This window comes from Streptomyces sp. NBC_01255, assembly GCF_036226445.1.
GTDB lineage: Bacteria > Actinomycetota > Actinomycetes > Streptomycetales > Streptomycetaceae > Streptomyces.
Genome location: NZ_CP108474.1, coordinates 5,384,932 through 5,410,760, shown reverse-complemented (window position 1 = coordinate 5,410,760; position 25,829 = coordinate 5,384,932). Strand labels below are relative to the sequence as shown.

Annotated in this window: 20 protein-coding genes; 4 read left to right on the top strand and 16 right to left on the bottom strand. The window is 71.8% G+C overall.

All coding sequences use genetic code 11. From position 1 onward, the window contains the following. Positions 1 to 462 precede the first annotated feature (462 nt). The 3 genes from OG357_RS24480 to OG357_RS24470 all read left to right on the top strand — a co-directional run bounded on the left by OG357_RS24480 (position 463) and on the right by OG357_RS24470 (position 5,799). Entirely contained in the window at positions 463 to 1,377 is a 915-nt protein-coding gene (locus OG357_RS24480; protein ID WP_329625684.1) for a serine/threonine protein kinase, read from the top strand. Positions 1,378 to 1,434: 57 nt separating this feature from the next. Next, positions 1,435 to 3,630: a protein kinase domain-containing protein gene (locus OG357_RS24475; RefSeq protein ID WP_329623189.1), complete on the top strand. Its 2,196-nt coding sequence runs from the start codon at positions 1,435 to 1,437 to the stop codon at positions 3,628 to 3,630. Between the two features lie 69 nt (positions 3,631 to 3,699). Next, positions 3,700 to 5,799: a serine/threonine-protein kinase gene (locus OG357_RS24470; RefSeq protein WP_329623188.1), complete on the top strand. Its 2,100-nt coding sequence runs from the start codon at positions 3,700 to 3,702 to the stop codon at positions 5,797 to 5,799. A gap of 31 nt (positions 5,800 to 5,830) precedes the next feature. Here the strand turns inward: OG357_RS24470 and OG357_RS24465 are convergent, their stop codons facing one another. From OG357_RS24465 to OG357_RS24395, 15 genes are all read right to left on the bottom strand, one after another. Then, positions 5,831 to 6,493, bottom strand: coding sequence for a hypothetical protein (locus OG357_RS24465; protein WP_329623187.1), 663 nt, complete (start codon positions 6,491 to 6,493; stop codon positions 5,831 to 5,833). 5 nt (positions 6,494 to 6,498) lie between these two features. Continuing rightward, on the bottom strand, positions 6,499 to 8,820 hold the full coding sequence (locus tag OG357_RS24460; protein ID WP_329623186.1) for a DUF6571 family protein: 2,322 nt from the start codon (positions 8,818 to 8,820) through the stop codon (positions 6,499 to 6,501). A 56-nt stretch (positions 8,821 to 8,876) separates the two neighbouring features. Then, positions 8,877 to 9,293: a hypothetical protein gene (locus OG357_RS24455; RefSeq protein WP_329623185.1), complete on the bottom strand. Its 417-nt coding sequence runs from the start codon at positions 9,291 to 9,293 to the stop codon at positions 8,877 to 8,879. Between the two features lie 45 nt (positions 9,294 to 9,338). Next, positions 9,339 to 10,580 carry a type VII secretion-associated serine protease mycosin gene (gene mycP / locus OG357_RS24450; protein WP_329623184.1) on the bottom strand — a complete coding sequence of 414 codons (1,242 nt, stop codon included), beginning with the start codon at positions 10,578 to 10,580 and terminating at the stop codon, positions 9,339 to 9,341. A gap of 17 nt (positions 10,581 to 10,597) precedes the next feature. Beyond that, positions 10,598 to 12,103, bottom strand: coding sequence for a WXG100 family type VII secretion target (locus OG357_RS24445; protein WP_329623183.1), 1,506 nt, complete (start codon positions 12,101 to 12,103; stop codon positions 10,598 to 10,600). 92 nt (positions 12,104 to 12,195) lie between these two features. Beyond that, positions 12,196 to 12,666: a hypothetical protein gene (locus tag OG357_RS24440; protein WP_329623182.1), complete on the bottom strand. Its 471-nt coding sequence runs from the start codon at positions 12,664 to 12,666 to the stop codon at positions 12,196 to 12,198. Positions 12,667 to 12,787: 121 nt separating this feature from the next. Beyond that, positions 12,788 to 15,115: a xanthine dehydrogenase family protein molybdopterin-binding subunit gene (locus OG357_RS24435; protein ID WP_329623181.1), complete on the bottom strand. Its 2,328-nt coding sequence runs from the start codon at positions 15,113 to 15,115 to the stop codon at positions 12,788 to 12,790. Continuing rightward, positions 15,112 to 16,506: a (2Fe-2S)-binding protein gene (locus OG357_RS24430; protein WP_329623180.1), complete on the bottom strand. Its 1,395-nt coding sequence runs from the start codon at positions 16,504 to 16,506 to the stop codon at positions 15,112 to 15,114. The genes OG357_RS24435 and OG357_RS24430 overlap by 4 nt, the downstream gene beginning before the upstream one ends. After that, the gene (locus OG357_RS24425) at positions 16,503 to 17,378 is read right to left on the bottom strand and encodes an FAD binding domain-containing protein (RefSeq protein WP_024761671.1); all 876 of its coding nucleotides are present in this window, start codon (positions 17,376 to 17,378) and stop codon (positions 16,503 to 16,505) included. Before OG357_RS24425 ends, OG357_RS24430 begins: the two co-directional genes overlap by 4 nt. A gap of 225 nt (positions 17,379 to 17,603) precedes the next feature. Then, complete coding sequence (locus tag OG357_RS24420) at positions 17,604 to 19,274, bottom strand: beta-N-acetylhexosaminidase (RefSeq protein WP_329623179.1); 1,671 nt, start codon at positions 19,272 to 19,274, stop codon at positions 17,604 to 17,606. A 4-nt stretch (positions 19,275 to 19,278) separates the two neighbouring features. After that, on the bottom strand, positions 19,279 to 20,139 hold the full coding sequence (locus OG357_RS24415; RefSeq protein WP_329623178.1) for a carbohydrate ABC transporter permease: 861 nt from the start codon (positions 20,137 to 20,139) through the stop codon (positions 19,279 to 19,281). After that, complete coding sequence (locus OG357_RS24410; RefSeq protein WP_329623177.1) at positions 20,136 to 21,104, bottom strand: carbohydrate ABC transporter permease; 969 nt, start codon at positions 21,102 to 21,104, stop codon at positions 20,136 to 20,138. The genes OG357_RS24415 and OG357_RS24410 overlap by 4 nt, the downstream gene beginning before the upstream one ends. A 5-nt stretch (positions 21,105 to 21,109) precedes the next feature. Beyond that, a complete protein-coding gene (locus tag OG357_RS24405; protein ID WP_329623176.1) occupies positions 21,110 to 22,420 on the bottom strand; it encodes an extracellular solute-binding protein in 1,311 nt (436 codons plus the stop codon). Positions 22,421 to 22,690: 270 nt separating this feature from the next. Continuing rightward, positions 22,691 to 22,978, bottom strand: a complete 288-nt coding sequence (locus tag OG357_RS24400; protein WP_024761666.1) for a DUF3039 domain-containing protein — start codon at positions 22,976 to 22,978, stop codon at positions 22,691 to 22,693. A 30-nt stretch (positions 22,979 to 23,008) separates the two neighbouring features. Further along, complete coding sequence (locus OG357_RS24395; protein WP_329623175.1) at positions 23,009 to 23,569, bottom strand: YqgE/AlgH family protein; 561 nt, start codon at positions 23,567 to 23,569, stop codon at positions 23,009 to 23,011. 286 nt (positions 23,570 to 23,855) lie between these two features. Between OG357_RS24395 and murA the strand changes: the two genes are divergently transcribed. Then, positions 23,856 to 25,196, top strand: a complete 1,341-nt coding sequence (gene murA / locus OG357_RS24390) for a UDP-N-acetylglucosamine 1-carboxyvinyltransferase (RefSeq protein ID WP_024761664.1) — start codon at positions 23,856 to 23,858, stop codon at positions 25,194 to 25,196. Positions 25,197 to 25,322: 126 nt separating this feature from the next. Here the strand turns inward: murA and OG357_RS24385 are convergent, their stop codons facing one another. Further along, positions 25,323 to 25,604 (bottom strand): HU family DNA-binding protein, encoded by a 282-nt coding sequence (locus OG357_RS24385; RefSeq protein ID WP_017237029.1) that lies wholly within the window; start codon positions 25,602 to 25,604, stop codon positions 25,323 to 25,325. Positions 25,605 to 25,829 lie beyond the last annotated feature (225 nt).

Here is a 25,829-nt window from a genome sequence, read left to right as displayed (position 1 = left end):
CTTCGCCTCAGCAAGTTCCGTACCCACGGAATCACGGCGATCGTAGTACCGCAGTGATGCGTTCGAGCACTCCCCACCCGGAATTCCTGGGCGGAACGAGATCTTCACGACGCTTCACCGCGCGCACAGGCCCACTTCACCTTCGCAACCCGGACAGCCTCGGACGTTCCGGGCTCACCCGTCCCCGGCCCGTACCTCGCGGGCGCGGAGGCCGGGCCCCGCCCCGCCGCCACGCCCCGCCGCCTCGGTAGGCTCGACCCGCCCCGGGTCGCCCCGGGAGCGTCGCCACGCCAGTCGCAGCAACAGGGGGAATCACCGGTGGAACGGTCGCGCACGCAAGGGGACTCCGCGCCATCCGGGGCGGCGGCGCGGACGGTCCAGGAACAGCGGGCGGCCCACGGACAACGGGCGCCCCACGGGCAACGGGCGCCCCAGGAGCAGGGTGCGCCCCCGGACCGCCGGATCGGCCCGTACCGGCTGATCACCCGCCTCGACCCACCCACCTCCGCCGTCCCCTGCCGCCGGTTCGTCGCCCGCACCGCGGACGGCAGCCGTACGGTCCTCCTGAGCACCTCGCTGCCCGGCACCGACCCGGCCCGCTTCGCCGCCGAGGCCGGCGCGGCCCGCCACCTCCTCGGCCCGTGGATCGCCCCGGTGACGGACGTGGCCGAACTGACCGAACCGGCCGCAGGCCCTGCCTGGTCAGGCCCCGCCTGGTACGCGACCCCGTACGTACCCGCCCTCCCGTTCCCCGTGGCCCTCGCCGTCCACGGCGGCCCGCTGCCCGAGACCACCGTCCGGGCCGTCGGCGCCGCCCTCGCCGAGGCGCTCGCCGCCGCGCACTCCCAGGGCCTCACGCACGCCGGGGTCTCCCCCGCCGCCGTCCTCCTCACGGCCGACGGCCCGCGGCTGAGCTGCTTCGGCGCGGTACGGGCCGCCGCGGCCGACGGCGAGCCGCGCACCGGCCTGCCGGGCCTCGACCCTGGGTCGCTCGCCCCCGAACAGGCCTCGGGCGGCCGCCCGCGACCGCCGGGCGACGTCTTCGCGCTCGGCGCCGTCCTCGCGTACGCCGCCACCGGCCACACCGTCCCCGAACGCGAGGAACTCCCGCCCGCCCTGCGCCAGGTGGTCTCCTCCTGTCTGGCCCGCGACCCCGCCGACCGCCCCACGGCGGCCGCCGTGATGTCCGCGCTCGCACCGCCGACCTCGCACCAGACGGTGCTGAACTCGGCCGGCGCCCTGCTCACCCCCGGCTGGCTGCCGGGCCGGGTGGTCGCCGCGCTCGCCCGCCAGTCGGCGGAGCTGCTGGCCGCGGAGTTGCCCGTGGCACCCGAGCACGCGGGCCCCGCGGAGCCCGCCACGCCTGCCCTCACCTGACACGTCCTCCCGCTCCCCTCTCCCTGCCCCCGCTCTCGATCCGACGGACCTGACCTCATGCTGTCGCCCCTGACCCACGACGACCCGGCCGCGGTCGCCACGTACCGCCTGCTCGCCCGCCTCGGCTCCGGCGGCATGGGCACGGTCTACCTGGCGCGCACGCCCGGCGGCCGTACGGTCGCCCTCAAGACCGTCCACGCCCGGCTCGCCACCGACCCCGCCTTCCGCGCCCGCTTCCGGCTGGAGACGGACGCGGCGCGGATCATCGGCGCGCGCCACGGCGCCGCCGTCGTCGACGCCGACCCGCTGGCCGAGACCCCGTGGCTGGCCACCGAGTACGTCCTCGGCCCGCCGCTCGACGACGCCGTCGCGCTCGGCGGCCCGCTCCCCGAGCCGACCGTCCGCGCCCTCGGCGCCGCACTCGCCGGAGCCCTCGCCCAGCTGCACTCCTCGGACGTGGTCCACCGCGACCTGAAGCCCTCGAACGTCCTCGTCACCGCCTACGGCCCGAAGATCATCGACTTCGGTATCGCCCGCGCGGCCGGCGACGACCACCTGACCCGTACGGGAGCGGCGGCCGGCACCCCCGCCTTCATGTCGCCGGAGCAGGCGAGCGGCCAGGAACACCCCCCGGCCGGCGACGTGTTCGCGCTCGCGGGCGTGCTGGTCTTCGCCGCCACCGGCCACGGCCCCTTCGGTACGGGCTCCCCCGCCGACCTCCTGTACCGCGTGCGCTACGCCGAGCCCGACCTCACCGGCGTACCGGAGGCGCTGCTGCCGCTCCTGACGGCCTGCCTCGCCAAGGACCCCGCGGCCCGCCCCACCACCGCCGACATCACCGCCCGTCTCCACGACGGCCACGGCGAGTTCGCCGACCACCTCCCGCCGCTGCTCCTCGCCGACATCGCCCGCCGCGCGACGGACGTCTGGCTCCACGCGCCGCACCGCCTCCCGACCCCGGCGGGAGCCGCGTTCGCGGAGACCGCCCCGGACACCCCGCTCTCCCGCCGCCGCGCCCTCACCCTGGGCGGAGGCTCCCTGCTCGGCCTCGCGGGAGCGGGCGCGGGGGTGTGGGCGTGGCTGAACTCCCGGGACACGGACGGCGGTACGGCCACGGGCGCCACCCCGACCCCGACCGGCCCCACCGCCGTCCCCGCCCCGACGGCCGCCGACGGCACGCCCGCGCCGCTGTGGAAGGACGACGACGTCCTCGACCGCGAGGAGAGAATCGCCCCGCTGCTCGCCGGCGCGGATGTCGTGGGCTTCGCCGAGACGGTCTCGTTCCGCGCCGTCGACACGAAGGACGGCAGCGAGCTCTGGGCCGATTCCATGGTCTCCGAACCCCACCAGATCACCACCGACGGCACGAACTACTTCCTGTCCGACGGCAATTACGAGGGCCCCGGGGTCTTGAAGATCCGCACGCTCGCGGCACGCACGGGCAAGGAGGCGGCCCGGACGATCGTGCTGAAGGGCATCGACGGGACGACGACGGAGATGCTCACCGCGGTCGGCGGCATCCTCTTCACCGCCTCACGCCTGGGCAAACGGGAGCTCGACTCGGACCTGGACAACATCGGCTGGCACCTCCTCGCAGTCAACCTGCGCACGGGCAAGGAGGCCTGGCGGCAACCGTACGAGTGGGACGGCGTCCGGCCCTGGCTCGCCCAGGTCGTCGGCGACCGGCTGATCCTGGGCAAGAACAGCGGCGACCTCGATTCCTTCCTCCTCCAGGCGAGGGACGTGCGCACGGGCCGGCAGCTGTGGAAGCGACGGCTGCCGCTGAAGGAGTCCGCCAGGTTCGTCCCCGGCCAGCTCTCCACCGACGAGCGGCACGTCTACACGGGCGGCGACCGTCTGCGGGCCGTGCGCCTGACGGACGGGGCGGTCGCCTGGGAGTACGGGACCGGCAAGGACCCCTTCGCCTACGGGGTGCCCGCCGTCTCGGACGACCTCGTCTACACGAACGTGAGCGGTCAGGGACTCGTGGCCGTCAGCGCGGCCAAGGGCAAGGAGTTCTGGGCGGAGGAACCCGGCAACCGTCCTTTGACCCCCGTCTTCACCTACAGGCCGGTCATCGGGAAGAAGTACGCGTACGCGCCGGTGCGGGGCGGCCTGAGCGCGGTCGACCTGTCGACCCGCCGCTCTGCCTGGGTCTTCCCGACGGACGCCACGCGGTACGTCGTCGACAAGGAGCAGGCCCGCATCATCGGGGCCGGAACGTCGTCGGTCGTGGCGATCCCCTTCGCCTGAGCACCCACCCCCACCCCCACCCCCACCCCCACCCCCACCTCCACCTCCACCGACCGGAAAGCACCCTTCGTGACCACGCAGCCCCTCGCCACCGGCGACCCGCTCCGGCTCGGCCCGTACCGCCTCCTCGGCGTCCTCGGCGAGGGCGGCATGGGCAAGGTGTACGTCGGCCGGGACGCCTCCGGCACCCCCGCGGCCGTCAAGGTCCTCCGCCCCGAGCTCGCCCACGACCAGCACCTCGCCCAGCGCTTCGTCCGCGAGGCCGACATGGCGCGGGCCGTCACGAGCCACGGCGTGGCCCGGGTCCTCGACGCGCAGACGGAGGGCGGACGGCCGTGGATCGCCGCCGAGTTCCTCGCCGGCCCGACGCTGGACGTCGCCGTCCGCGCGTACGGGCCGATGGACGTGCCGACGGTCCGCGCCCTCGCCGCCCACCTCGCGCGCACGCTGCACGACATCCACGCCGCCGGGCTCGTCCACCGCGACCTCAAGCCCGCGAATATCGTGCTCACCTCCACAGGTCCCCGGATCATCGACTTCGGCATCGCCCGCCCCGAGCACGGCCTGACCCTCACGACGACCGGCCAGATCCCGGTCACCCCGGGGTACGGGGCACCGGAGCAGGTCCTGGGGCAGCGCGTCGGCCCGGCCTCGGACATGTTCTCGCTCGGCGCGGTCCTCGCGTACGCGGCGAGCGGCCGGCGCACCTTCGACGCGGCCCATGTGGCGGCGGTGCAGTACGAGGTCGTCCACGGCACCCCGGATCTGAGCCTGGTGCCGCCGGAGCTCCAGGAGCTGATCGGCCCGTGCCTGGCGAAGGACCCGGCGTACCGCCCGGCTCCGCCGCAGGTGGCCCAGGCCTTCGCCCCGCCGAAGGGCGCCGACCGTGCCTGGCGCAAGGGCCCGCTGGCGGAGGACATCAAGCGGCGCGAGACCGCGACGAAGCGCCTGGCGGCCCCCGAGGAGACCGCCGTACCCGGCGGGAAGCCGACCCGGCGGCGCTTCCTCACCGGCGCGGCCGTGGGCGTGGCGGTCCTGGGCGCGGGTGGCGGGGCGGGCGCCTGGTGGCTGAACCGCGGCGAGGAGAAGTCACCGACCGCCGATGTGCCGCCCGCCGTGGCGACCCCGGAGGCAGCCTTCGTCTCGATCATCGACACGGCGTACGGCGAGGTCCCGAAGCCCCTGTGGGGGCCCGTCGACATCGCGGTCGACGGGACCGAACTCCCGCTGCCGGTACGGGACGTGGTGGTCGTGCAGGCGAAGACGGGCGGTCTGCTCGCGCTCTCCGTCACGAAGGGCAAGGAGCGGTGGCGGGCCAAGGAGATCGACACCGCCGCCGGTTACGTCTCCGTCGCCGGCCGGCTCGTCGTAGGCGTCGACAGGAACGGCGTCGCGCACGCCTTCGTCGCCTCCACCGGCAAGCCCGTCTGGCAGACCCAGAACGACGTCGACCACCTCCTCGCCGCCGACGACACCCACGTCTACCTGGTGTCGAAGGACAACGAGCTGCGGGCGATCGACGCCTGGACCCTGGCCACCACCTGGAAGCGCCCGATGACCTCGCCGCGCTCCCACCTCGGCCCCGCGAAGGCCGCCGTGGGCAGGAAGCGACTCGTGATCCACGGCCGGGACGGCTCCGTCGCCGCGCTCTCCACGGAGACCGGCGAGACGGAGTGGGACATCAAGGACCAGGGCACCGACGGCCAGGCCCCCGCGCTCGGCGACAACACCGCCTACCTCGGCGGCCGCGTGCTCATGGCCCGCCGCCTCGACCGCGGCGACTACCTGTGGGACGAGGAGGCCAAGAACGACGGGGGTCCCGGCTGGAGCACGCCGGCCGTCGACGGCGACCACGTCATCGCGGCCGACGGATACAACATCTACCGCTACAAGACCATGCTCGACATCAACTTCCCGGTCTCGGAGTGGTACGAGGTCCTGGACGGCACGGGTGTCGGCACGGTCAACCCCCCGGCCGTGGCGGGCTCGACGGTCTGGGTCCACGCGCCCGACAACACCCACGTCCAGGTCGTCCACCAGAAGACCCACGAGCGCCTCTTCGTCGCGAAGATGAAGAACGAGGGCGCCTACCAGCTGGCGAGCGACGCGAACCGCATCTTCATCGCCCGCGGCGGCCGGCTCTACGCCATGCCGGTCTACGGCCAGTAGGACAGGGCGGGGCGGCACCCGCCCCGCCCTCTCACGATGCCGGGTGCGCGGTGCGCGAGGGCACGCCCGTCGCGAGCCCGTCGTCCTCGCAGCCCAGTTCCCCGGACACCTGCCGGGCCGCCGCGTTGGCGAGGGTGATGAGGCGTGTCCGCTGCGCCACGTCGGTCTCCGGGACGCCCCCGGGGCCCCGGACGACCGTCTCGACGACGATCTCGTGGGCTGGCGCCTTGAGACGGCAGGAGAAGTAGATCCTGCCGAGCCCTGAGGACGAGAAGGCCTGCAACCCCGTGGTGTAGGAGGTCACCTTCTTGGCGTGCTCCGGATGCAGCCCGGGTGCCTCTCGCGCCGGATTGAGCTCGATGGAGAGGGAGTCCTTCCCGCTCTCCATGGGCAGGAGCCCGCAGTACTTCACCGCCTGGGGCCTGTACGAGTCGGCCAGCGGGGCACTGGTCGCGTCCCGCAGCAGGTCGAGGGCCTTTTCCGGGTTGGACAGGCTGTCCCGGAAACGCTCACTGCCCATGGCGGCCTTGAGCGCCGCCGCAGCGGGCGCGTCCTTGGCGAAGCCCCCGCAGACCTCGGCCGCCGCCAGGCCCTCCGGTTCCTTCGGGGTTTCCCCGCCGTCGCCGCCGGAGCAGCCGGCGAGGAGGGCGGCCGCGGCCACGGCCGCCCCCAGTCGCGTCAACGCAGACCGCATGTCGGTCACTTCTTCTGCTCGTACGGGTCGGGGAGCGAGTTGTCGCGGGAGTGCATACGCGAGTCGCGGACGTACTTGACCAGTTCCTCGTCGAGGTAGTTCCGGTCCCGCTCGCTCCAGCCGGGGGCGTTCGCGTAGGCGATGCCCGGCCTGAGCGAGTTCTCCTTGCCCATGGCCAGCGCCTCGTCCTTCAGGTCGTCCGACTTCTTCTTGAGCAGGTCGTCCTTCTCGTACTTCTCGGCCATGTCGGTGGCTTCCATGCCGATGAAGGTCACCACGGCGCCACCCACCGTCTCGGCGGCCAGCGGTACGAGTACGCCACCGGCGCCGCCGGTCAGGGCGACGACACCGCCCGCCGCGACCGCGCCGACCCCGAACTTGACCCACTCGGTCGTCTTGCCGACGGCCTTCTTGTGCTCCTCGGAGTCCTTCTCGTAGTCCTTGTCGATCTGCGCCATGCGGGACTCGTCCATGATTCCCTGCGCCTCCGACCCGATGCGCAGGGTCGTCCGGGCGTCGGTGAGGTCCCGGTCCTCGAAGCTGGATCCGGGCTTGGGGCCCACCTCGTCGAGGACGCTCGTCGTGTACAGCATCTCGGCCGCCGAGAGCGTGGAGTGGCCGGTCTCGCTCTGCGACACGATGCCCATGAAGTTGACGGCGTCGCCGCGGTTCCAGAGCAGCCCGGTGTCGAACTCCTCGCCGAACCGGGACTTGCCCTTGTCGTCGTTGTTACCGAAGGGGGAGTTGGTCTTCTCCTCCATCGTCGTGTCGCTGTCCGTCTCCAGGGAGCGGTTCAGCTCGTCGATGTAGGCGGCGCCCATCTTGCCGAGGCTGTCGTCGATGCCCTTCTGCTCATGCATGTACTTGGGGTCGTCGCCGTACCGCTCGACGACCTTCTGCATGACCTCCGCGTTCTCCTTGGTCCGCACGTCCTTGAGGCCCTCGACCTCGGCGTCGTACGGATGGCCGGTGGTCGCGGACTCCAGGGCGTGGCCGAGCGCGTTGTAGCCGGGCTCCTTGGTCCTGTCGCCCTTGTCGTTCAGCTCCTCGGGCCACTGGCGGTCCTTGGAGAAGTAGTCGAAGGGGTCGAGCTTCTTGTTGTCCTTGGTGTTCTCGGGCGTGACGTCGATGCTGCTGTTGAAGAACTCCGTCGACGCCTTGGGGTTGTGCCCGAGCGCCTCCATGAAGCCGATCATGGGGTCGTTGCCGAGGTCGCCACCCTGCCAGTTCAGGTGGCTCGGCATGCCGCCCATCGCGTGCCAGGCCCGGTCGGCCGGCAGGCGTCCGTCGTGCGTCATCTTCCGCTCGGTGACGACGAGACCGTTGCCGTAGTCCTTCAGGAACTTGTCGTCGTAGTCGCCGACCCGCATCAGGTTGCTCATGACCTGGAAGCCGTACGGGCTGGTGCCGCGCGTCTGGATGGGCTCGCTGCCGGCCTTGATGACGTCGGACTTCCACTGCTCCATCTCGGGGCTCGTGGAGTGGGTGGCGGTGGCGAGCGTCATGCTCCAGTTCGTCTGGAGCTCCTTCAGCTTGTCCCGGTGGTCGACACCGAGGCGCGAGCCGTCGCTCGGGTCGCCCATGTCGGCCCAGTACTCCATGCTGCCCTTCGGCCCGACCTCCAGGGCGAACTTCTCGGCGAAGTACGGGTCCTTCTGGTTGGCCTTGAAGAGGGCGTTGAGCTTGTCGATCTCCGCCGGGGTGGCCTCGTCGCCCTTCTTGTACAGCTCGTAGGCGGCGTGCGCGTCCTCGGCGTCCTGCGCCTTCGAGGCGGCGGCGAGCGAGTCGTAGCTCGTGCCGGAGAAGTTGTTCCTGTCCGAGCCGACGAGGCCGCGCAGCGCCCGCGAGGCCACGTCGTCGGCGTTGTTCGCCCGGTCGAGCGCGGCCTTGATCGCCGAGCGCATCGCCTCGAACTCGGCCTGCTCGGGCTTGGGCCCGTCGTAGTCCTTGCCGCGGCGGTCGGGGTGGATCAGATAGCTGACGACGCCGTCCTGGTCGATGCGGATGCCCTTGCCCGGGGCTTCCGCGACCAGCTTCTCCAGCTCGCTCTTCGCGGCCTGGAACTCGCTCTCCGCGTCCCGCAGGATGTTGCGGATGCTGGTCGCCCCGATGAGGGCGTCGCCGAACTCCTTGGCGGTCTTCCGGACGAACTCCTGGGTGATCCCGGCGTTCTCGCCCTTCCAGTCGGCCTTGTCGGCCTTGCCCTTGAGCCCGGTTTCGGCCTTTTCCTTGGACTTCTCCAGCTTGGAAACCGCCTCCGACCAGCCCGTCACAGCCTCCTTGAGGCTGCCGAGCCGGGCGTGGAGAACCTGGTCGAACTTCAGCATCTAACGTCCCTCGTCAGCCGTTGCCGCGCCGTGCTGTGCTGTGCCCTGCCGGCGGCTTACTTGAAGTGCTCGTTGATCGTGGACATGGAGAAGTTCGTGACCAGCACTTCTTCATGGTTGGCGTGGCTGATGACCGTGTCCTCAAGATGGTTGTGGATGTGCGCGCAGGCACTGAGGAGCGTCTCGGCCTGGTCGCGCCAGGTGCTCCACATGGCCCACAACGCCGATCCGGTCAGGAACCCGTCGCCGTCCAGGCTCTTGCCCGCCGCGTCGGTCTGCGCGCCCGCGTGGAAGGCGTCGCGCTCGAACCAGTGGAAAAGCTCCTGGGCCTCGTTGCCGATGGCCTTGAGGTCGGCGGACGTCACCTTGTAGTCACTGGCGCCACCACCACCGCCGGATTCGGCGGGCACACCGTTGAGCCTCATGGCAGCGTTCTCGCTGCGGAGTTGGCCCCACTCGTCGTCGAACGACATCTGATTCCCCAAGTGAGTCACGGACGTTCAGCGGTACGGGCTGACTCAGCCTCGCCGCGAACGGAGTACGGGTACGGCGACACCGACACCGAGCAGCACAGCCGCACCGATCCCGAGCCCGATCCAGAGCCCGGTGTTGCCGCCTTCTTCGGCCGCGGCTGCCTGCGGAGCAGGCGCGGGGGCGGCGGTGGTGGTCTCCACCGGGCCGGGGTCGGCCGGGGGCAGGGTTTCGGGAGCGGAAGGCGTGGCGGTCGCGACCTCCGTGAGGTCGTCGATGGGCCGGACATCGGCCGGACCGGGGTCGCCGGGCGTCTTCAGCGTACGGAGCGGACGGATGGCCCCGTACCCGATGAAGTCGCTGCGCTTGTCGCCGTCTTTCGGCCCGGCGACGGTGTTGAGCATGACCTTCAGGACCTGGTTGTTGGTCCAGTCGGGGTGCTTCGACCAGAGGAGCGCGGCGGCGGCGGACGCGAGGGCGGTGGCGTCACTGGTACCGCTGGACTTGCAGAAGCCACCGTCGTTGCAGGCGGAGAAGATGTCCTTGCCGGGGGCCACGATGTCGACCTGTCGCCCGTGCTGGGACATCGGGAGGTGGGTGAGCTTCTGATCGACCGCGCCGACACCGACGACGCCGGGAGTGGCCCCCGGGTACTCGACTCTGTTGCTCTTGTGGCCGGTGTTGCCGACGGAGGCGAAGACGAGGGACCCCTTGTCGAGGGCGTACTTCACAGCATCCGTGAGCGCCTTCGAGCCCGCGTTGGCGCCCTGCGAGATGTTGATGACCTTTGCGCCGGAGTCGACCGCGAACCGGATGGCTTCGGGGACCACCCTGTTGAACTGCTCGTCCGATGCCGCGGCGCTGCGGTCCTGGTCCGGGGCCGGAATCCGAATGGGGAGGATCTTCGCCCCGGGGGCGAGGCCGAACGCCCCCGCCCCGCCGTTGGCCTTGCCCGTTCCGGCGATCATCCCCGCCATGCCCGTGCCGTGGCCTTCGCCGTCGGTGTGCTCGTCCCCGGCCGCCTTGGGGGCCAGGTCCTTACCGTCCAGAACCTGCCCCTGGAGGTCGGGGTGGGTGGCCTCCACGCCGCTGTCGATCACGGCGACCGTGACGCCCTTGCCTGTGCTGAGCTGCCAGATCTCCTCGGCCCCCATGGCGTCGAGGTGCCACTGTTTGTCACGGGCACCCGCTGCCTGGGCGGGAACGGAGGCGATGCCCACCAGCAGCATCCCCAAGGCGGCCGAGGCGGTCACTCGGGCACGGCTCCGACGCGTACTGCTGGTAGACATCTGCTTCCTCGCGCTGATCAGTCGATGACGGGCGGTGCCACGCGGCGGTTGCCCTGCTGCCAGGTTTCCTCGTCCTCGACGAGGTAGTCGGGACGCTCTCCCTTGGTGTCCTCGGGCTCGCGGCCGGTCGGTGTCGTGGCTCCGCGCACGAGGCCGGAGCCGCCGGGCGTGAAGGGACGCGCGCCGCCTGCGGCAGCGCCGGGGCGCTGTGCCTTGCCGCCGACGACCCCGCCGGTCTCACCGGCGAGGCGGCGACCGCCGCTGATGCCGTTCTGGCCGGCGCCCGTGCCACCACCCATGGGGCTGCCCATACCGCCGCCCATGGGGCCACGGCCCATGCCCGTGCTGTTACGCCCGCCCTGCTCCGTGCCGATGACGGTGCTGCGCGGAATGCCGGTCGCGGGGCGCCCGTGCGTGCTCTGCACCTGGCGTCCGCCGCTGATGCCCTCGCGGGGAACGCCGAGACCGGTGCGCTGGCTGCCGGGCACCGGGCCACGAGGGTTTCCGTTGCCGCCGCCGCTGATGGGCGGGGTGGAGGTCAGGGGACCCGGTCCGCTCTTCGAGGGGAACGGCGGCATGCCCGTGGTCACGTACGGAGGCGTACCGCCGTCCTTGGTGATCGGCGGCGGCGTGTTCTGCGTCGGTCCCGGGCCGGTCGTGGTGGGCGTCTGCGGCGGCAGCGTGTCCACGTTGTCGATGCCGAGGTCCACGGGAACGTCGGGCTTGACGTCGGGCGGCCTCACGTCGGTCGGGACGTCGGGCCTGTCGCCAGGCTTGACCACGTCTGTCGGGCTGGGCCGGTCGCCCGTCGGCGGGGTCACCGGCGAGTCGGGCGTGGTCCGGGAGTCCGGCTGGGTGCGGCCGCTGTCCGTGCCGGTCCGCGTGTCCGTGCCAGTGGTCCGGCTGTCGCTGGTCGGGTACTGGCTGCGCTCCCTCTCGCCCCACCGGCTGGTTCCGGAGTCCGGCGGCACGAACGCCCCCGGCGGCGGCGGGAACGTCGGAGGAACGTTGTTCCTCATGTTGGAGCTCGACCACGAGTACGCGGACGAGAGGCGCTCCATCTCGGCCGCCGCCGCCTCGCGGTTCGCCTCTTCCTTGGCCTTGATGGCATCGAGCTCTTCGCTCGCGGCCATCTGCGACCGGGTGTTGCCGGCGATCGTCCGGGAGTCGGGGTCGTTGCGGTACTTCAGCGCCGCTTCGAGGTTCTCCTTGGCGGACGCGTGCGACGTGTACCGGGGCATGGCGCTCTGCGCCGACGCGATGGCCGACGAGTTGTCGGCCATCCAGACGGCCCCGCGCTCGCTGTAGTCCGCGAGCCCCTTGATCGAGTTGGCCACGTTGGCGGCCCACTCGGCGAAGGCCTTCTCGGCCTCGCCCTCCCAGTCCATGCGGTCCATGCTGGCCTTCAGTTCGGCAGCGATCTCCTCCAGCTGCGTCGAGACCGACTTCAGCCGGGTCGCCGCGTCGCCGACGTAGAAACTGCTCGCCTCGTCCAGCCAAGCCAACATCTGCTGATGGGACATGCCGCGGAAGTTGGTTCCGCCGCCTCCGCCGCCCTCTGCAGGCCTCATCTCTCGCCTCTTCCCCGTGTCCCCGAAATTCCGTCCGCACCCGCCTACTGGAAGGAGGTGTCGCTCTCGGCGGCCTTGTCGCCGCTACTCGCCGACGCCCCACGGCCCGCTGCCTTGTCCGCCTTCTCCTTGGCGTCGAAGGTCCGCTGGTGGATGTCGATCATCTTGCGCTTGATGTCGTCCTCCATCTCCTCGAAGCCGTTCTTCGAGGCGACGACCGCGATCCCCAGGCCCACCAGGCAGTCGTTGAGCAGCCCGGAGAGCTCCACCAGACGCGAGAGCGTCCCGTCGTACGCCGCGTAAGCGCCCTCGGCCTCGCCCCACGCGGGGCCGCCGCCGCCGAACTGGGTGCGGGTCACCGGGTCGGCCTTCAGCTGGCCGGTTCCGGCGCCCGAGCCCTGGAGCTCTGCGATGAGCCCGTCGATCCGCTTCCTGAACGTCTCCATGGAGTCGGCGCTGTACTTGACAGCCTGCGCCCGCATCCCGGACGCCATCCCACCCAACGAGGCTTGCATGCCCGCGCTCCTCCCCCGTGTGAACTACCGTGCCGCGTCAATCCAAGTCTAGGAGTTCACTGTAGTCAGGAACGACGACAGTGCGCACCTCCGGGTTGCACAAGCAACGGACATCACATGGTTACGAATTGGGCACGGCGACCGCCGCCTGCGGGCGGATCGGGAGCCGGTTGACGGGTCGTCCGGTCGCGGCGCGCACCGCTGAGGCCACTGCGGCGGGTGAGGTGACGACCGGGACCGCGCTCGCCGCCTTCGCGCCGAACGGGGCCACGACATCGCGCTCTTCGATGAGTTTCACGATGCGAATGTCCGGGGCATCCAGGGATGTCGGAAGTGCGTAGCCCGTGAAGTCGGGGTGCCGGACCAGACCTCTGGCGGTGCGGAGATTCTCCGTGAGGGCCGCGCCGACGCCCTGGGTGACGCCCGCCTCGATGCGGGTGGCGAGCTGGGCCGGGTTGAGGATGCGGCCGACGTCCTGGGCGACGGCCATCTCCACGACCCGTACGGCGCCGAGTTCGATGTCCACGTCCACCACCGCGCGGATCGCGCAGAAGGCGAGTCCGACGAAGGCGTCGCCCTGGCCGTGCTCGTCGAGGGGCTCGGTGGGGTGGGGTCGGCACTGGGCGGTCGCCCAGAGTTCCTTGCCGTCCATCGCCTCCGTGACCGTCGTCGACAGGACGCCGTCGTACGAGGTGATCTTGCCGTCGGTGATCTGGAGCAGCTCGGTCGACATGCCGAACTTGTGGGCCAGCGGCTGGAGGAGCTGCGTACGGACCATCTTGGCCGCGCGCTCCACCGCCCCGCCCGAGACCCACGTGTGGCGGCCGTGTGCGGACGGGCCCGCCGGCGGCTGGTCGGTGTCGACGGGAGCGACCTGCACCTCGTCGATGCCGAGGGTCTCCTGGACGATCTGGCGGGCGAGCGTGGAGAAGCCCGAACCGGTGTCCACGGCCGAGCAGATGACGGTGGCGACGCCGTCCATGACCCGTACGGTCGCCGTCGAGACCTCGTCCATGCCCTCCGCGCCCAGCATGTGCACCATGCCGAGGGCGTAGCCCACGCCCCGCCGCACCGCGCCGGGTTCGCCCGCGCCCTCGGGGCCGCCGGGCAGCAGCCAGTCGTCCTCCGAGGTGTCCTTGGGGAGCGGCGGGAGCGGGAAGTCCCGTACTGCGGAGAGAAGTTCGGCTACCGGGGCCGGGCAGGTCACGGTCTGTCCGGTCGGCAGGATGTCGCCGGTCGCCATCACGTTCCGCATGCGCAACTCGGCCGGGTCCACGCCCAGTTTGGCCGCGAGCTTGTCCATCTGCGCCTCGTAGGCGGCGCACACCTGCATCGCGCCCTCGCCCCGCACATGGCCGGACGGCGGGTTGTTCGTGCGGACCGCCCAGCCTTCGACGAAGGCGTGGGGGACGACGTACGGGCCGCAGGCGAAGGCCACGGCCGCCGCGAGCGACTCGGACGAGGAGTCGGCGTACGCGCCCGCGTCGAGGAGGATCTGCGCCTCCACCTTCACCAGGCGCCCTTCCGCGTCCGCGTGGTGGCGGTAGCGCAGCAGGGTGGGGTGGCGGTGGGCGTGGCCGAGGAAGGACTCCTCGCGCGTGGCGGTGAGCTTCACGGGGCAGCCGGTACGGAGCGCGAGCAGGCCCAGCGGGATCTGGAAGCCGGGGTCCTCCCGGTCTCCGGTGGCGCCGGGGACGCCGGTCACGACCACCTTGACCTGCTCGGGCTGGAGGCCGAAGCAGGCGGCGGCCAGGTCCCGGTCGGTGTGCGGGTCCGTGGACGCGGTGTAGAGCTCGACGCCTCCGTCGGGGCGGGGCACGGCGAGCCCGGCCTCGGCGCCGATCGGCGCCGGGTCCTGGCGGCCGATCCGGTAGAGGCCCTCGACGATGACCTCGCCGGTGGCCTCCGGGTCGCCGAAGCGCAGCGGGATGTGCCGGATGAGATTGCCGTCGGGGTGCAGCGCCTCGGCGGCGAAGGCCTTCTCGGGGTCGGTGACCGGGTCGAGGATCTCGTACTCGACGCTGATCGCGGCCGCGGCGAGCCGGGCCGTGTCGGGGTGGTCGGCGGCGACGGCCGCGAGGGCCTCGCCGTGGTGCCTGACCAGGTCGGAGGCGAAGACGGGCCGGTCGGCGACGCGGCGGCCGTACGTCGCCGCGCCCGGCACGTCGGCGGCGGTCACCACGGCCCGTACGCCCGGCATGGCCGTCGCGGCCGACGTGTCGACGGAGACGATCCGGGCGTGCGGGTGCGGGGAGCGCAGGATCGCGGCCCAGAGCAGGCCCTCCGCCCACAGGTCGGCGGCGTACGGGAACGTGCCCTCGGTCTTCGCCCGCGCCTCGGCCTGCGGGAGCGAGGTGCCGAGGCCGTGCGCGGCCGGCTCCTGGTCCGGTGCCCCGGGGGTGTCCAGGAGCAGGGGAACGGGAACGGCGGTGGTCGCGTCGCTGCTCACGCCATGCCTCCGTCGTGCGGGTGGGGAATCTGGTGCGGGACGCGGGGCTCGGCCGCCCCGGTGTCGGGCGCCGCGTGTGCCGTGGCCGCGGCGCTCGCCTCGCGCTCGGCGACGACGTCCCGTACGGCTTCGAGAACGCCCCGGTAGCCGGAGCAGCGGCACAGGTTGCCGGCGAGGGCCTGGCGGGTCTCCAGCTCGGTGGGGGCGTGGTTGCCCTCCAGGAGGTCGTGCACGGTCATGCACATGCCCGGGATGCAGAAGCCGCACTGGACGGTGCCGCACTTGGACATCGCCCGCTGCACGTCGGACGGCTCGCCGTCGGTGGCGAGCCCCTCGACCGTCCGCACCTCGGAGCCGGCGGCGGTCGCCGCCGGGACCAGGCAGGACGCGACGAGCCGGCCGTCGACCTTCACGTTGCACGCGCCGCACTCGCCCTGGGAGCAGCCGTCCTTGGCCCCGGCGAGGCCGAGGCGCTCGCGCAGGACGTAGAGCAGGGACTCGCCGATCCAGGAACCGGTGACGGGCCGGTCGGTGCCGTTGACACGCAGGGTGTACGAGGTGTGGGGGTGCTCGTCGCTGTCCGTGGAGGCGAAGGCGCCGCCGGGCGCGGAGGCCGTCGCGTCGACCCCCTCGGCCGGAGCGTCGGCCGCGGCGTCCGCGGGGACCGCCGCCGGGGCCTCTTCCGGCTCGGGCTCCTCTTCGGCTTCCGCGGCTGCTTCGGCTTCCGCGGCCGCTTCGGCTTCTGCGGCTGCTTCCGCCTCGCCGGCGTCGACGACCTCGGTCTCGGCGACCGGCTCCTCGGCGACCGGCTCCTCCGGGAGCGCCCAGGGCGCGGGCGCGCCGCCCGGCAGGGTCGCCGGGGCCTGGTCGTACGCGGTGAGGAGCGGGGGCTCGGCCACCTCCGGCGCGACGGCGTCCGGTACGGCGGCCTCCGCCGCGACCGGGATCTCCCACTGGCCCGTGGAGCCCGCCGTGCCCGTGAAGTTCCACTCCGCCGTCGCGTGCGGGTCCTGGCCGAACCCCTCGACGGGCTGCTCGAAGTGCTGGACGTACTCGCCCTGCTCGAAGTACTCGGTCCCCTGGCCGCCCTGGCCGAATTCGTGGTCGACCTGCTCGACGTGATCGTAGTGCTGGACCTGCTCCGCCTCCGTCGGCAGGTGCACGTTCCACGTGCCCGTCGCCGACGGATCGGTCGCCGCCGCCGGGGTGAGCGGCTGCAGCGGCATGATCATCGGCGGTACGTAGCCGTGGCCCGGCGCCTCCAGGGGCACGCCGTCCAGCATGAAGTCGGGCGGCAGCTGGACGAAGGCGGTCGCGTCGCCGTCGTAGCCCTCGCTCTGCGGGATCGGCTCCCAGCCGCCCGGGTTCCCGTGCTGTTCGTCGTTGCTCATGCCAGTGCCCTCCCCAGTGCCCGTCGGGCGAGTGCGGCGACCGTGCGCCGCAGGTGCAGTACGGCCGGCGGCAGCTGCTCGTCGCCCGGCGGGTCCGGAATGCAGGCGGCGGCGACGTACTCGCCGAACGCCGCGAGCGCCTCCGGGGCCAGGCCCCGGTCGTTGTCCCAGTCCACCAGCGAGGCGATCCAGCGCTCCGCCTCCAGCGGGCGCAGAGGCATCGGTGCGACGGCGCCGACCGCGCAGCGCACCCCGCGCCGGGCCGGGTCGAGGACGACGGCGACGGAGGCGGTGGCGCGGGCCGGGCCGGTGCGGCCGGTGGCCTTGACGAAGACCTGGGGGGCGTGGAGCAGCGGTACGCGGACGAAGCCGACCAGCTCGCCGGGGGCCAGCAGGTCGCGGCCCGCGAGCAGGTGGGAGACGGGGATCTCGCGGGTGCCGAGCGGGCCCAGGACGACGAGGTCGGCCTCCAGGGCGGCGAGCACGGGCAGCGAGTCGCCGGTCGGCGCGGCGGTGACCACGTTGCCGCCGAGGGTGCCGGCGTTGCGGATCTGGGGCGGCCCGGCGGCGCGGGCCGCGGCGGCGAGGGCCGGGATGAGGGCGGCGAAGTCGGGGCGGCCCATCCGGGCGTGGGTGAGGCCCGCGCCGAGGAGGGCGTGGCCGTCCTGGTACTGCCAGCCGCGGATCTCGTTGATGCGGCTCAGGCCGACGAGTCCGGCGGGGCGGAGCTGACCTCTGTTGACGGCGGCCATCAGGTCGGTGCCGCCGGCGACGGGCACGGCGGCCGGCATCGCGGTGAGCGCCGCCACGGCCTCGTCGAGCGAGGCGGGCAGCGTCACGGACTGCGCCGTCTGTGGTGCGTGCGTGGTCAACCCGCTGCCCCTTCCCGGTGTCCCGGTGGTCCCCGACTGTGCCCGGCGGTCGCGCCTGCGTGTGGGCGTACCGTACGTGCTCACAGGCCGGACGTGGCAACTCTGGCACATCTTCCGAGCCGTCCGGCGCGAGGGTCCGCGAAGGACTGTTCCGTCCGGGACGCCCCAGGAGCGACGGTAACTTCCGTTTCGCCGCTCTTGGGTGAACCGGGGGCGCGACCTCCCTCACACGATCGGGGGCGTCCCCTCCAGAGGCCGTCCGACCACTCCCGGGCGTCGCTGCCAGGGGTGCGGTCCGGCGGGCGGGCGGTAGTCGACGCCGAGGGCGTCGAGGCGCCGGTAGTGGGTGTCCATCCGGCGCTCGAAGCCCGCGTAGTCGCGGTCGTCGGGGGCGGGCAGCGCGGACCAGGCGACCTCGGCGAAGGCGGCGAGGCGCGGGAAGACCTGGTAGTCGACGCGGGCCCGGTTCTCCATGACCTCGGTCCAGACGTTGGCCTGGGTTCCCAGGATGTGGGCGGCGGCCTCCGCGGAGAGCCCCGGCGGGACGGGCTCGAAGCGGTAGACGTCCTCCAGGGTGCGGACGTACCCGATGGGCATCGGCTCGTCGTCGCCCGGCGCCTGACGGTGGTCCAGGTAGACCTGCTGCTCGGGGCACATGACGACGTCGTGGCCGGCCTCGGCGGCGGTGATCCCGCCCGCGTACCCCCGCCAGGACGACACGGCCGCGCCCTCGGCGAGGCCGCCCTCCAGGATCTCGTCCCAGCCGATCAGGCGGCGTCCGCGTGCGGCGAGCCAGCGGTCGAAGTGGCGGATGAACCAGGACTGGAGCCCGTCCTCGTCGGCGAGCCCGAGCTCCTTGATGCGGGCCTGGGCGGTCGGGGAGGCCTTCCACTGGTCCTTGGGGCACTCGTCGCCGCCGACGTGGACGAAGGGCGACGTGGCCGCCGGGAAGAGGCCGAGGACCTCCTCGAAGACGCCCTCGTAGAAGCGGAGGACGGCCTCGGTCGGGGCGAGGACGTTCGGGTTGACGCCCCAGGTGTCCCAGACGGTGAGGGCGGCGGTGTCGACGACGTCGGTGTTGCCGAGTTCGGGGTACGCGGCGATCGCGGCCTGCGCGTGGCCCGGGAGGTCGATCTCGGGGACGACGGTGATGTGCCGTTCGGCGGCGTGGGCGACGATCTCGCGGATGTCGTCCTGGGTGTAGAAACCGCCGTGCGGGGCCTCGGTCCAGAGGGGCGAGGCCCGGTGTCCCCACTTGGTACGGGACCGCCACGCGCCGACCTCGGTCAGCTTGGGGTGGCGCTTGATCTCGATGCGCCAGCCCTGGTCGTCGGTGAGATGGAAGTGGAAGACGTTGAGCTTGTGGGCGGCGAGCAGGTCGAGTTGGCGCAGGACGTCGTCCTTGGGCAGGAAGTGCCGGGAGACGTCGAGGAGGAGCCCGCGCCAGCCGAAGCGGGGCGCGTCCCGGACGGTGACGCGGGGCAGGCTCCACTCCCCCGCCGTCACGGGCGCCTTGCGGTACGCGTCCGGGCCGAGGAGCTGCCGGAGGGTCTGGGCTCCCCAGAACACCCCGGCGGGGCCGCCGCCCTCGATGACGACGGCCGCGTCGGCGGCCGAGCCGTCGGGAGACCCGTCCGTGGAGAGGCGGTAGCCCTCGGGGCCGTGCTCCCGTGCCACCTCCTCGCTGATCCGCAGCCGGACGGCGTGCGGTCCGGCGCCGGCGGCGAACGGCAGTCCGGTGGCGGCGCCCAGGGTGGCGCGCAGCCAGCGCGCGGTGCTCTCGGTGCCCGCGTCGGCGTCGAGCGTCGTCCGCTCGTCGAGCGTGAAGCGCCCCGGGGCGCTCCCCGGCTGCTCGACCGTCAGCGGCGCGGGGATCAGGTCCAGGTCGTCTGCCATCACGTCAGTCCTTCACCGCCCCGCCCAGTCCGGAGACCAGGCGGCGCTGTACGAGTACGAAGAAGACGAGCACCGGGATCGTCATCACGGTCGACCCGGCCATGATTCCTCCCCAGTCGTTCTCGTCGGGCTTGAAGAAGACGAGCAGGGCCATCGGCAGGGTCGACTGCGAGGTGTCGCTGATGATGAAGGACTTCGCGAAGAGGAAGTCGTTCCAGGTCGAGATGAACGAGAAGACGCTCGTCGCCACCAGGCCGGGGAAGACCAGCGGGAAGAGGATCTGCCACAGGAAGCGGGTGCGGCTCGCCCCGTCGATCTGGGCCTGTTCCTCCAGGGCCTCCGGGACCGCCTTGACGAAGCCCCGGAGCATCCAGATCGCGAAGGGGAGCGAGAAGGCGAGGTGCGGCAGGATCAGCGAGCCGAGGGTGTTGAGCTGTCCGAAGTCCCGCATGAGGAAGAACAGCGGGATGGTGAGGGCCTCGACCGGCACCATCTGGGCGACCAGGAACATGACGAGGAGCGTCGTCCGGAACCGGAAGCGGAACCGGGTGACCGCCGTCGCCGCCAGGAAGGCGATGAGCGCGGACGCGAGGACGACCGTGCCCGCCACCAGGAGCGAGTTGAGGAAGTAGCGGCCGAAGTCCTGCTGGTCGAAGACGCGCCGGAAGGAGTCGAGGGACGGGGAGAGGGTCCACGGCCGGGGGTCGGTCGACTGGATCTCGCCCGCCGGCTTCAGGGCGGAGAGGACCATCCAGTACAGGGGGAAGGCGACGGCCGCCGCGACGAGGAGCGTGACCGCCTCGGCGGCGAGGCGCCCGGGCCGCCGTATCCGGGTACGGATGCGGAAGGAGGTCGGGGCGCTCACAGTTCTTCTCCCTGGCGTCGCAGGAGCCGCAGGTAGACCAGGGTCACGGCCAGCAGGATCAGCAGCATGACGACGCCGATCGCCGAGCCCAGGCTGTACTGGGACGAGGCGAAGGCCTTCTGGTACGCGTACACGTTGAGGACGAGGTTCTGGCCGGCGATGCCGCCGCCGTTGGTCATCACGTAGATCTGGGTGAAGAGCTTGAAGTCCCAGATGATCGACTGGATGGTGACGACGACCAGGATCGGCCGGAGCATCGGCGCCATGACCGAGCGCCAGATCCGCCACTGCGAGGCGCCGTCGAGGGCGGCGGCCTCCAGGACCTCGGACGGGATGGCCTTGATGCCCGCGTAGACGGTGACCATCACGAACGGGAAGGAACACCAGACGACTTCGAGGAGGACGAGGGCGAAGGCGCTGTACCGCCCGTACGTCCAGGAGAAGTCGCCCAGGCCGAGGAGCCGGTTCACCGGCCCGAAGTCGGGGTCGAAGAGGAAGACCCAGACGGTGGAGCCGGTGACGGCGGGCGTGGCCCAGGCGCCGAGCGCGGCCACCATCAGGGCGAGCCGGGGCAGGGCCCGGACCCGGGTCAGGAGGACCGCGAGGGCGCAGCCGACGGCGAGCGTGGTGACGACGCAGGCGGCGGCGAAGAGGACGGTGGCGAGGAGGACCTGCCAGAACTGGGGGTCGGTGAAGAGGGTCGTGTAGTTGCCGAACCCCTTGAAGGACGTGGGTTCGCCGCCGCTGACCTGGGCCTGGGTGTACTCCAGGAAGGAGATGAGGCCCAGCTGGTAGACGGGGTAGACGAGGAGTCCGCCGATGACGGCGAGGGCGGGCAGGAGGTACAGCCAGGGGGTCCAGGCGCTGGTGCGCCGGGCGGTGCGGGGGGTCCGCGCGCCGCGCCGGGGGGCCGGGCGCGCGGTCGTGCCGGTCCGCTTCTCCGTGAGCTCGATCTGGGTCGTCACGCGTCTCAGCTCGCCGGCGTGAAGGCCGCGTCCATCTTCTTCGCGGCGTCGTCGGCCGCCGCCTTGACGTCCTTACGGCCGCTGACGACCTCCTGGAACATCGTCGGCAGGACGAGGGAGGAGTCGATCTGGCCCCAGCCGGGGGACGCGGGGACGAACTTGGTGCCGGCGTCGAGGGTGTCGATGAAGGGCTTCACGAAGGGCTGGCGCTGTGCGGCGGCGGCCCGCACGTCGGTGTAGGTGGGGAGGAAGCCCATCGCGTCGAAGAGCTTGCCCTGGGTGTCCTTGCCGGTGAGGGACTTCAGGAGGTCGACGGCGAGGGTGCGGTGCGAGGTGCTCTTGAGGACGCCGATGTTGTTGCCGCCGGCGAAGGCCGGGGCGATGGAGCCGGGAGCGGTGCCGGGCAGCGGGACGACCGCGTACTTCCCCTTGACCGTGCCGGCCTCGACGGCCGCGTGGCTGAAGTCGCCGCCGATGGCCATGGCGGCCTTGCCGGAGGCGAAGGCGGTGACGGTCGCGTTGCCGCCCATCTGGGCGCACTTGGCGGCCGGGCAGTTGTCGTCGCCGAAGAGCGAGGTGTAGGTGGCGATGCCCTTGACGGCGGCCTCGCTGTTGACTGCTGCTTTGTAGGAGCCGTTGTTCTCCGTCGCGAGTTCGCCGCCCGCCGCCCAGACGAAGGGCATGGCCCCGTAGGTGTAGGCGCCGCCGACGGCGATGCCGTACAGGTCGGGCTTCGCCTTGCGGATCCTCTTCGCGGTGGCGATCAGTTCGGCCTGGCTCTTGGGGGCGGTGAGGCCGAGTTCCTTGAAGACGTCGGTGCGGTAGTAGAGGGCGCGGAGGCCGACGAAGAGCGGGGCGCCGTAGACCTTGCCGCCGACGGTGACGGACTGCTTCGCCGTCGGGTCGGTGTCCTTGGCCTCGTCCCAGGCCGCGAACTCGGCGCTGATGTCGGCGAGTCCGCCGTCCTTGACGTATCCGGCGGTGTCGGTGTTGCCGTACTCGATGAGGTCGGGCGCGGACTCGGGGTCGTTGAACGCGGCCTTGACGCGCTGGGCGCGGGTCTCGACGGGGATGTACTCGATCTCGACCTTCGCGCCCTGGTTCCGCTTCTCGAAGGCGGCGACGGCCTGGTCGACGACCTGCTCCTTGGGCTTGTTGCTCACCTCCTGGAACAGCCAGACGCGTAGGGTGCCGCTCTTCTCGTCCGCCGCGGCCTTGCCGTGCGCCGTCTGCGGTTGGGGCGCGCAGGCGGTGGCGGTGAGGCCCGCGAGCAGGAGTACGGCGGCGGTGGCGGCGAGGCTGGCAGGAAGCTTCATGGCGGATCCCCTCCGGATGCGTGCGTTGCAACATGCGCAATGCGCGTTTCGTTCTGCACAACACGCGTGAGGTTAGGCGTGCTTCCGGTGAGCCGACAAGAGGTCTCGACCACCTCAACCACTCCGTGACCGGCGAAAGCACCCTGTGCAACGGCGAGGCGGCCGGGAAGAGGCCGAGGCGCCCGGGAAACGCGAAACGGCCCCCGTCACGCGTGCCGAAGCACGCGCGACGGGGGCCGTCCCCGACGTCAGGACCCGAGGGATCCCCGCTTACTTGTCCTTGCCGCCCTTGTCCTTGTCGCCACCGCCGGCGCCCATGGACTCGTAGATCTCCTTGCACATGGGACAGACCGGGTACTTCTTGGGGTCGCGCCCCGGCACCCAGACCTTCCCGCACAGCGCCACGACGGGAGTCCCGTCGAGGGCGCTCGCCATGATCTTGTCCTTCTGGACGTAGTGGGCGTAGCGCTCGTGGTCGCCGTCACCGTGGGACACCTGCGGAGTCGGCTCCACGAGGGTTCCCGTACCTGCCCCGCGCTCGGGCTCGAGAGTGCTCATAACCGCCAAGGGTACTGAAAGCCGTGGGGGTCAGTTGAGGGACGGGTCGTCGGGGTACGTCGCGATCATGGCGAGCTCGCCGCGCTGGCGGCGCAGCACTTGCCGCCAGAGGGTCTCGGGGTGCGGCGCGGAGACGTCGCCGGGCTCCGACTCGACCACGTACCAGGCTCCGTCGCCCAGCTCGGACTCCAGTTGGCCGGGGCCCCAGCCGGCGTACCCGGCGAAGATCCGCAGGGAGCCGAGGGCCGGTCCGAGCAGCTCGGGCGGGGCTTCCAGGTCGACGAGGCCGATCGCCCCGAACACCCGCCGCCAGCCGAGGGGGCCCTCGTCGCCGGGGATCACGGCGACGCCGAGCGCCGCGTCGAGCGAGACGGGGCCGCCCTGGAAGACGACGCCGGGCTCGCCGGCGAGTCCGGCCCAGGGCGCGAGGATGTCGCCGACGGTCACCGGCGTCGGCCGGTTGAGGACCACGCCGAGCGAGCCCTCGTCGTCGTGGTCGAGCAGCAGGACGACCGCGCGGTCGAAATTCGGGTCCGCCAGCGCGGGGGTGGCCACGAGCAGCCGTCCTGTGAGCGAGGACACCTCGGTCATGCGACACATGATCCCGCATCTTCGGCGTTCGCGGGCACTGTCGGGGGCGATCGGGGCGCGGTGGCGGGAAGTCGACGGCCTTCGCAGTTCAGAAGGGCGCGGGGGCTCTTCCCGCGTGGACGAACCGGCACAAGCGGACGGTGACGCTCCGCAAGATCACGGGAACAGAGGGTGTTGTGCCGAATTCATTACATCTGCCAGACCCCCCGACACACCCGAAAGGGGTCTCATGGCCCCTTACCCTTTTCTCTGGCCACCCGACCGACCCCACCGGAACGCGAGATTCATGACCGGCACAGACGATGTCCTGCTTGTCCACGGCGGAACCCCGCTGGAGGGCGAGATCCGCGTCCGCGGCGCGAAGAACCTCGTGCCCAAGGCGATGGTCGCCGCCCTGCTCGGCAGCGGTCCCAGCCGACTGCGCAACGTTCCCGACATCCGTGACGTCCGCGTGGTCCGCGGACTGCTCCAGCTGCACGGGGTGACGGTCCGTCCGGGCGAGGAGCCCGGCGAACTCGTCCTCGACCCGACGCACGTGGAGTCCGCGAACGTCGCCGACATCGACGCGCACGCCGGCTCGTCCCGCATCCCGATCCTGTTCTGCGGCCCGCTGCTGCACCGCCTGGGCCACGCCTTCATCCCGGGCCTCGGCGGCTGCGACATCGGCGGCCGGCCGATCGACTTCCACTTCGACGTGCTGCGCCAGTTCGGCGCCACGATCGAGAAGCGGGACGACGGTCAGTACCTGGAGGCCCCCCAGCGTCTTCGCGGTTGCAAGATCCGCCTCCCGTACCCCTCGGTCGGCTCGACCGAGCAGGTGCTGTTGACGGCGGTGCTCGCCGAGGGCGTCACCGAGCTGTCGAACGCGGCCGTGGAGCCCGAGATCGAGGACCTCATCTGCGTACTGCAGAAGATGGGCGCGATCATCTCCATGGACACCGACCGGACCATCCGGATCACCGGTGTCGACCGCCTCGACGGCTACACCCACCGGGCGCTCCCGGACCGCCTGGAGGCGGCCTCCTGGGCGTCGGCGGCGCTGGCGACCGAGGGCAACATCTACGTGCGCGGCGCCCAGCAGCGCTCGATGATGACCTTCCTCAACACGTACCGGAAGGTGGGTGGCGCCTTCGAGATCGACGACGAGGGCATCCGCTTCTGGCACCCGGGCGGCTCGCTCAACGCGATCGCCCTGGAGACGGACGTGCACCCCGGCTTCCAGACGGACTGGCAGCAGCCGCTGGTCGTGGCCCTGACGCAGGCCTCGGGCCTCTCCATCGTCCACGAGACGGTGTACGAGTCGCGTCTCGGCTTCACCTCCGCGCTGAACCAGATGGGCGCGCACATCCAGCTCTACCCCGAGTGCCTGGGCGGCTCCGACTGCCGCTTCGGCCAGCGCAACTTCCTGCACTCGGCGGTCGTGAGCGGCCCGACGAAGCTCCAGGGTGCCGACCTGGTCATCCCCGACCTGCGCGGCGGCTTCTCGTACCTGATCGCGGCCCTGGCGGCCCAGGGCACGTCCCGGGTCCACGGCATCGAGCTGATCAACCGCGGCTACGAGAACTTCATGGAGAAGCTCGTCGAGCTGGGCGCGAAGGTCGAGCTTCCGGGCAGCGCACTGGTCTAGCAGGACTGTACGGGCCTCCCGAGGCCCGTACAGCGCCTTCTGAGGCGCAAACGAAAGGGCGGCCACCCCCTGACAGGGTGGCCGCCCTTTCTGCGCCTCCAGGCTGCTTACGCGGCCTTGGCGGCCTTACTTGCCCTTGGCGGCTTCCTTGAGCTTCGAGCCCGCGGAGACCTTCACGCTGTAGCCGGCCGGGATGTTGATCGGGTCGCCGGTCTGCGGGTTACGAGCGGTGCGAGCGGCACGGTGGGTGCGCTCGAAGGTCAGGAAGCCGGGGATGGTGACCTTCTCGTCGCCCTTGGCGACGACCTCACCGACGGTCTCGGCGAGAGCGGCCAGCACGGCGTCGGCGTCCTTGCGGGTCACCTCGGCGCGGTCGGCCAGGGCGGCCACCAGCTCACTGCGGTTCATGTTGTTACTCCCGTGTTCTTCTTGCCTGTGAGGCGTGCCACGCGGCGGAAGCCGCGTGATTGGGTACAGCGAAGCCGATGCTGCCAGGGCCTTCGGACAGTCCCCGGACCCGGGTCTAATGACAGACCCTCGCGCCCAAACACGCATCCTGCCCCCACCAGCGGCGGGAACGCCAATCCGGCACCCCCTGGGGTCACACGAAAAGCGCCGGAGCCCCGTGGTGGT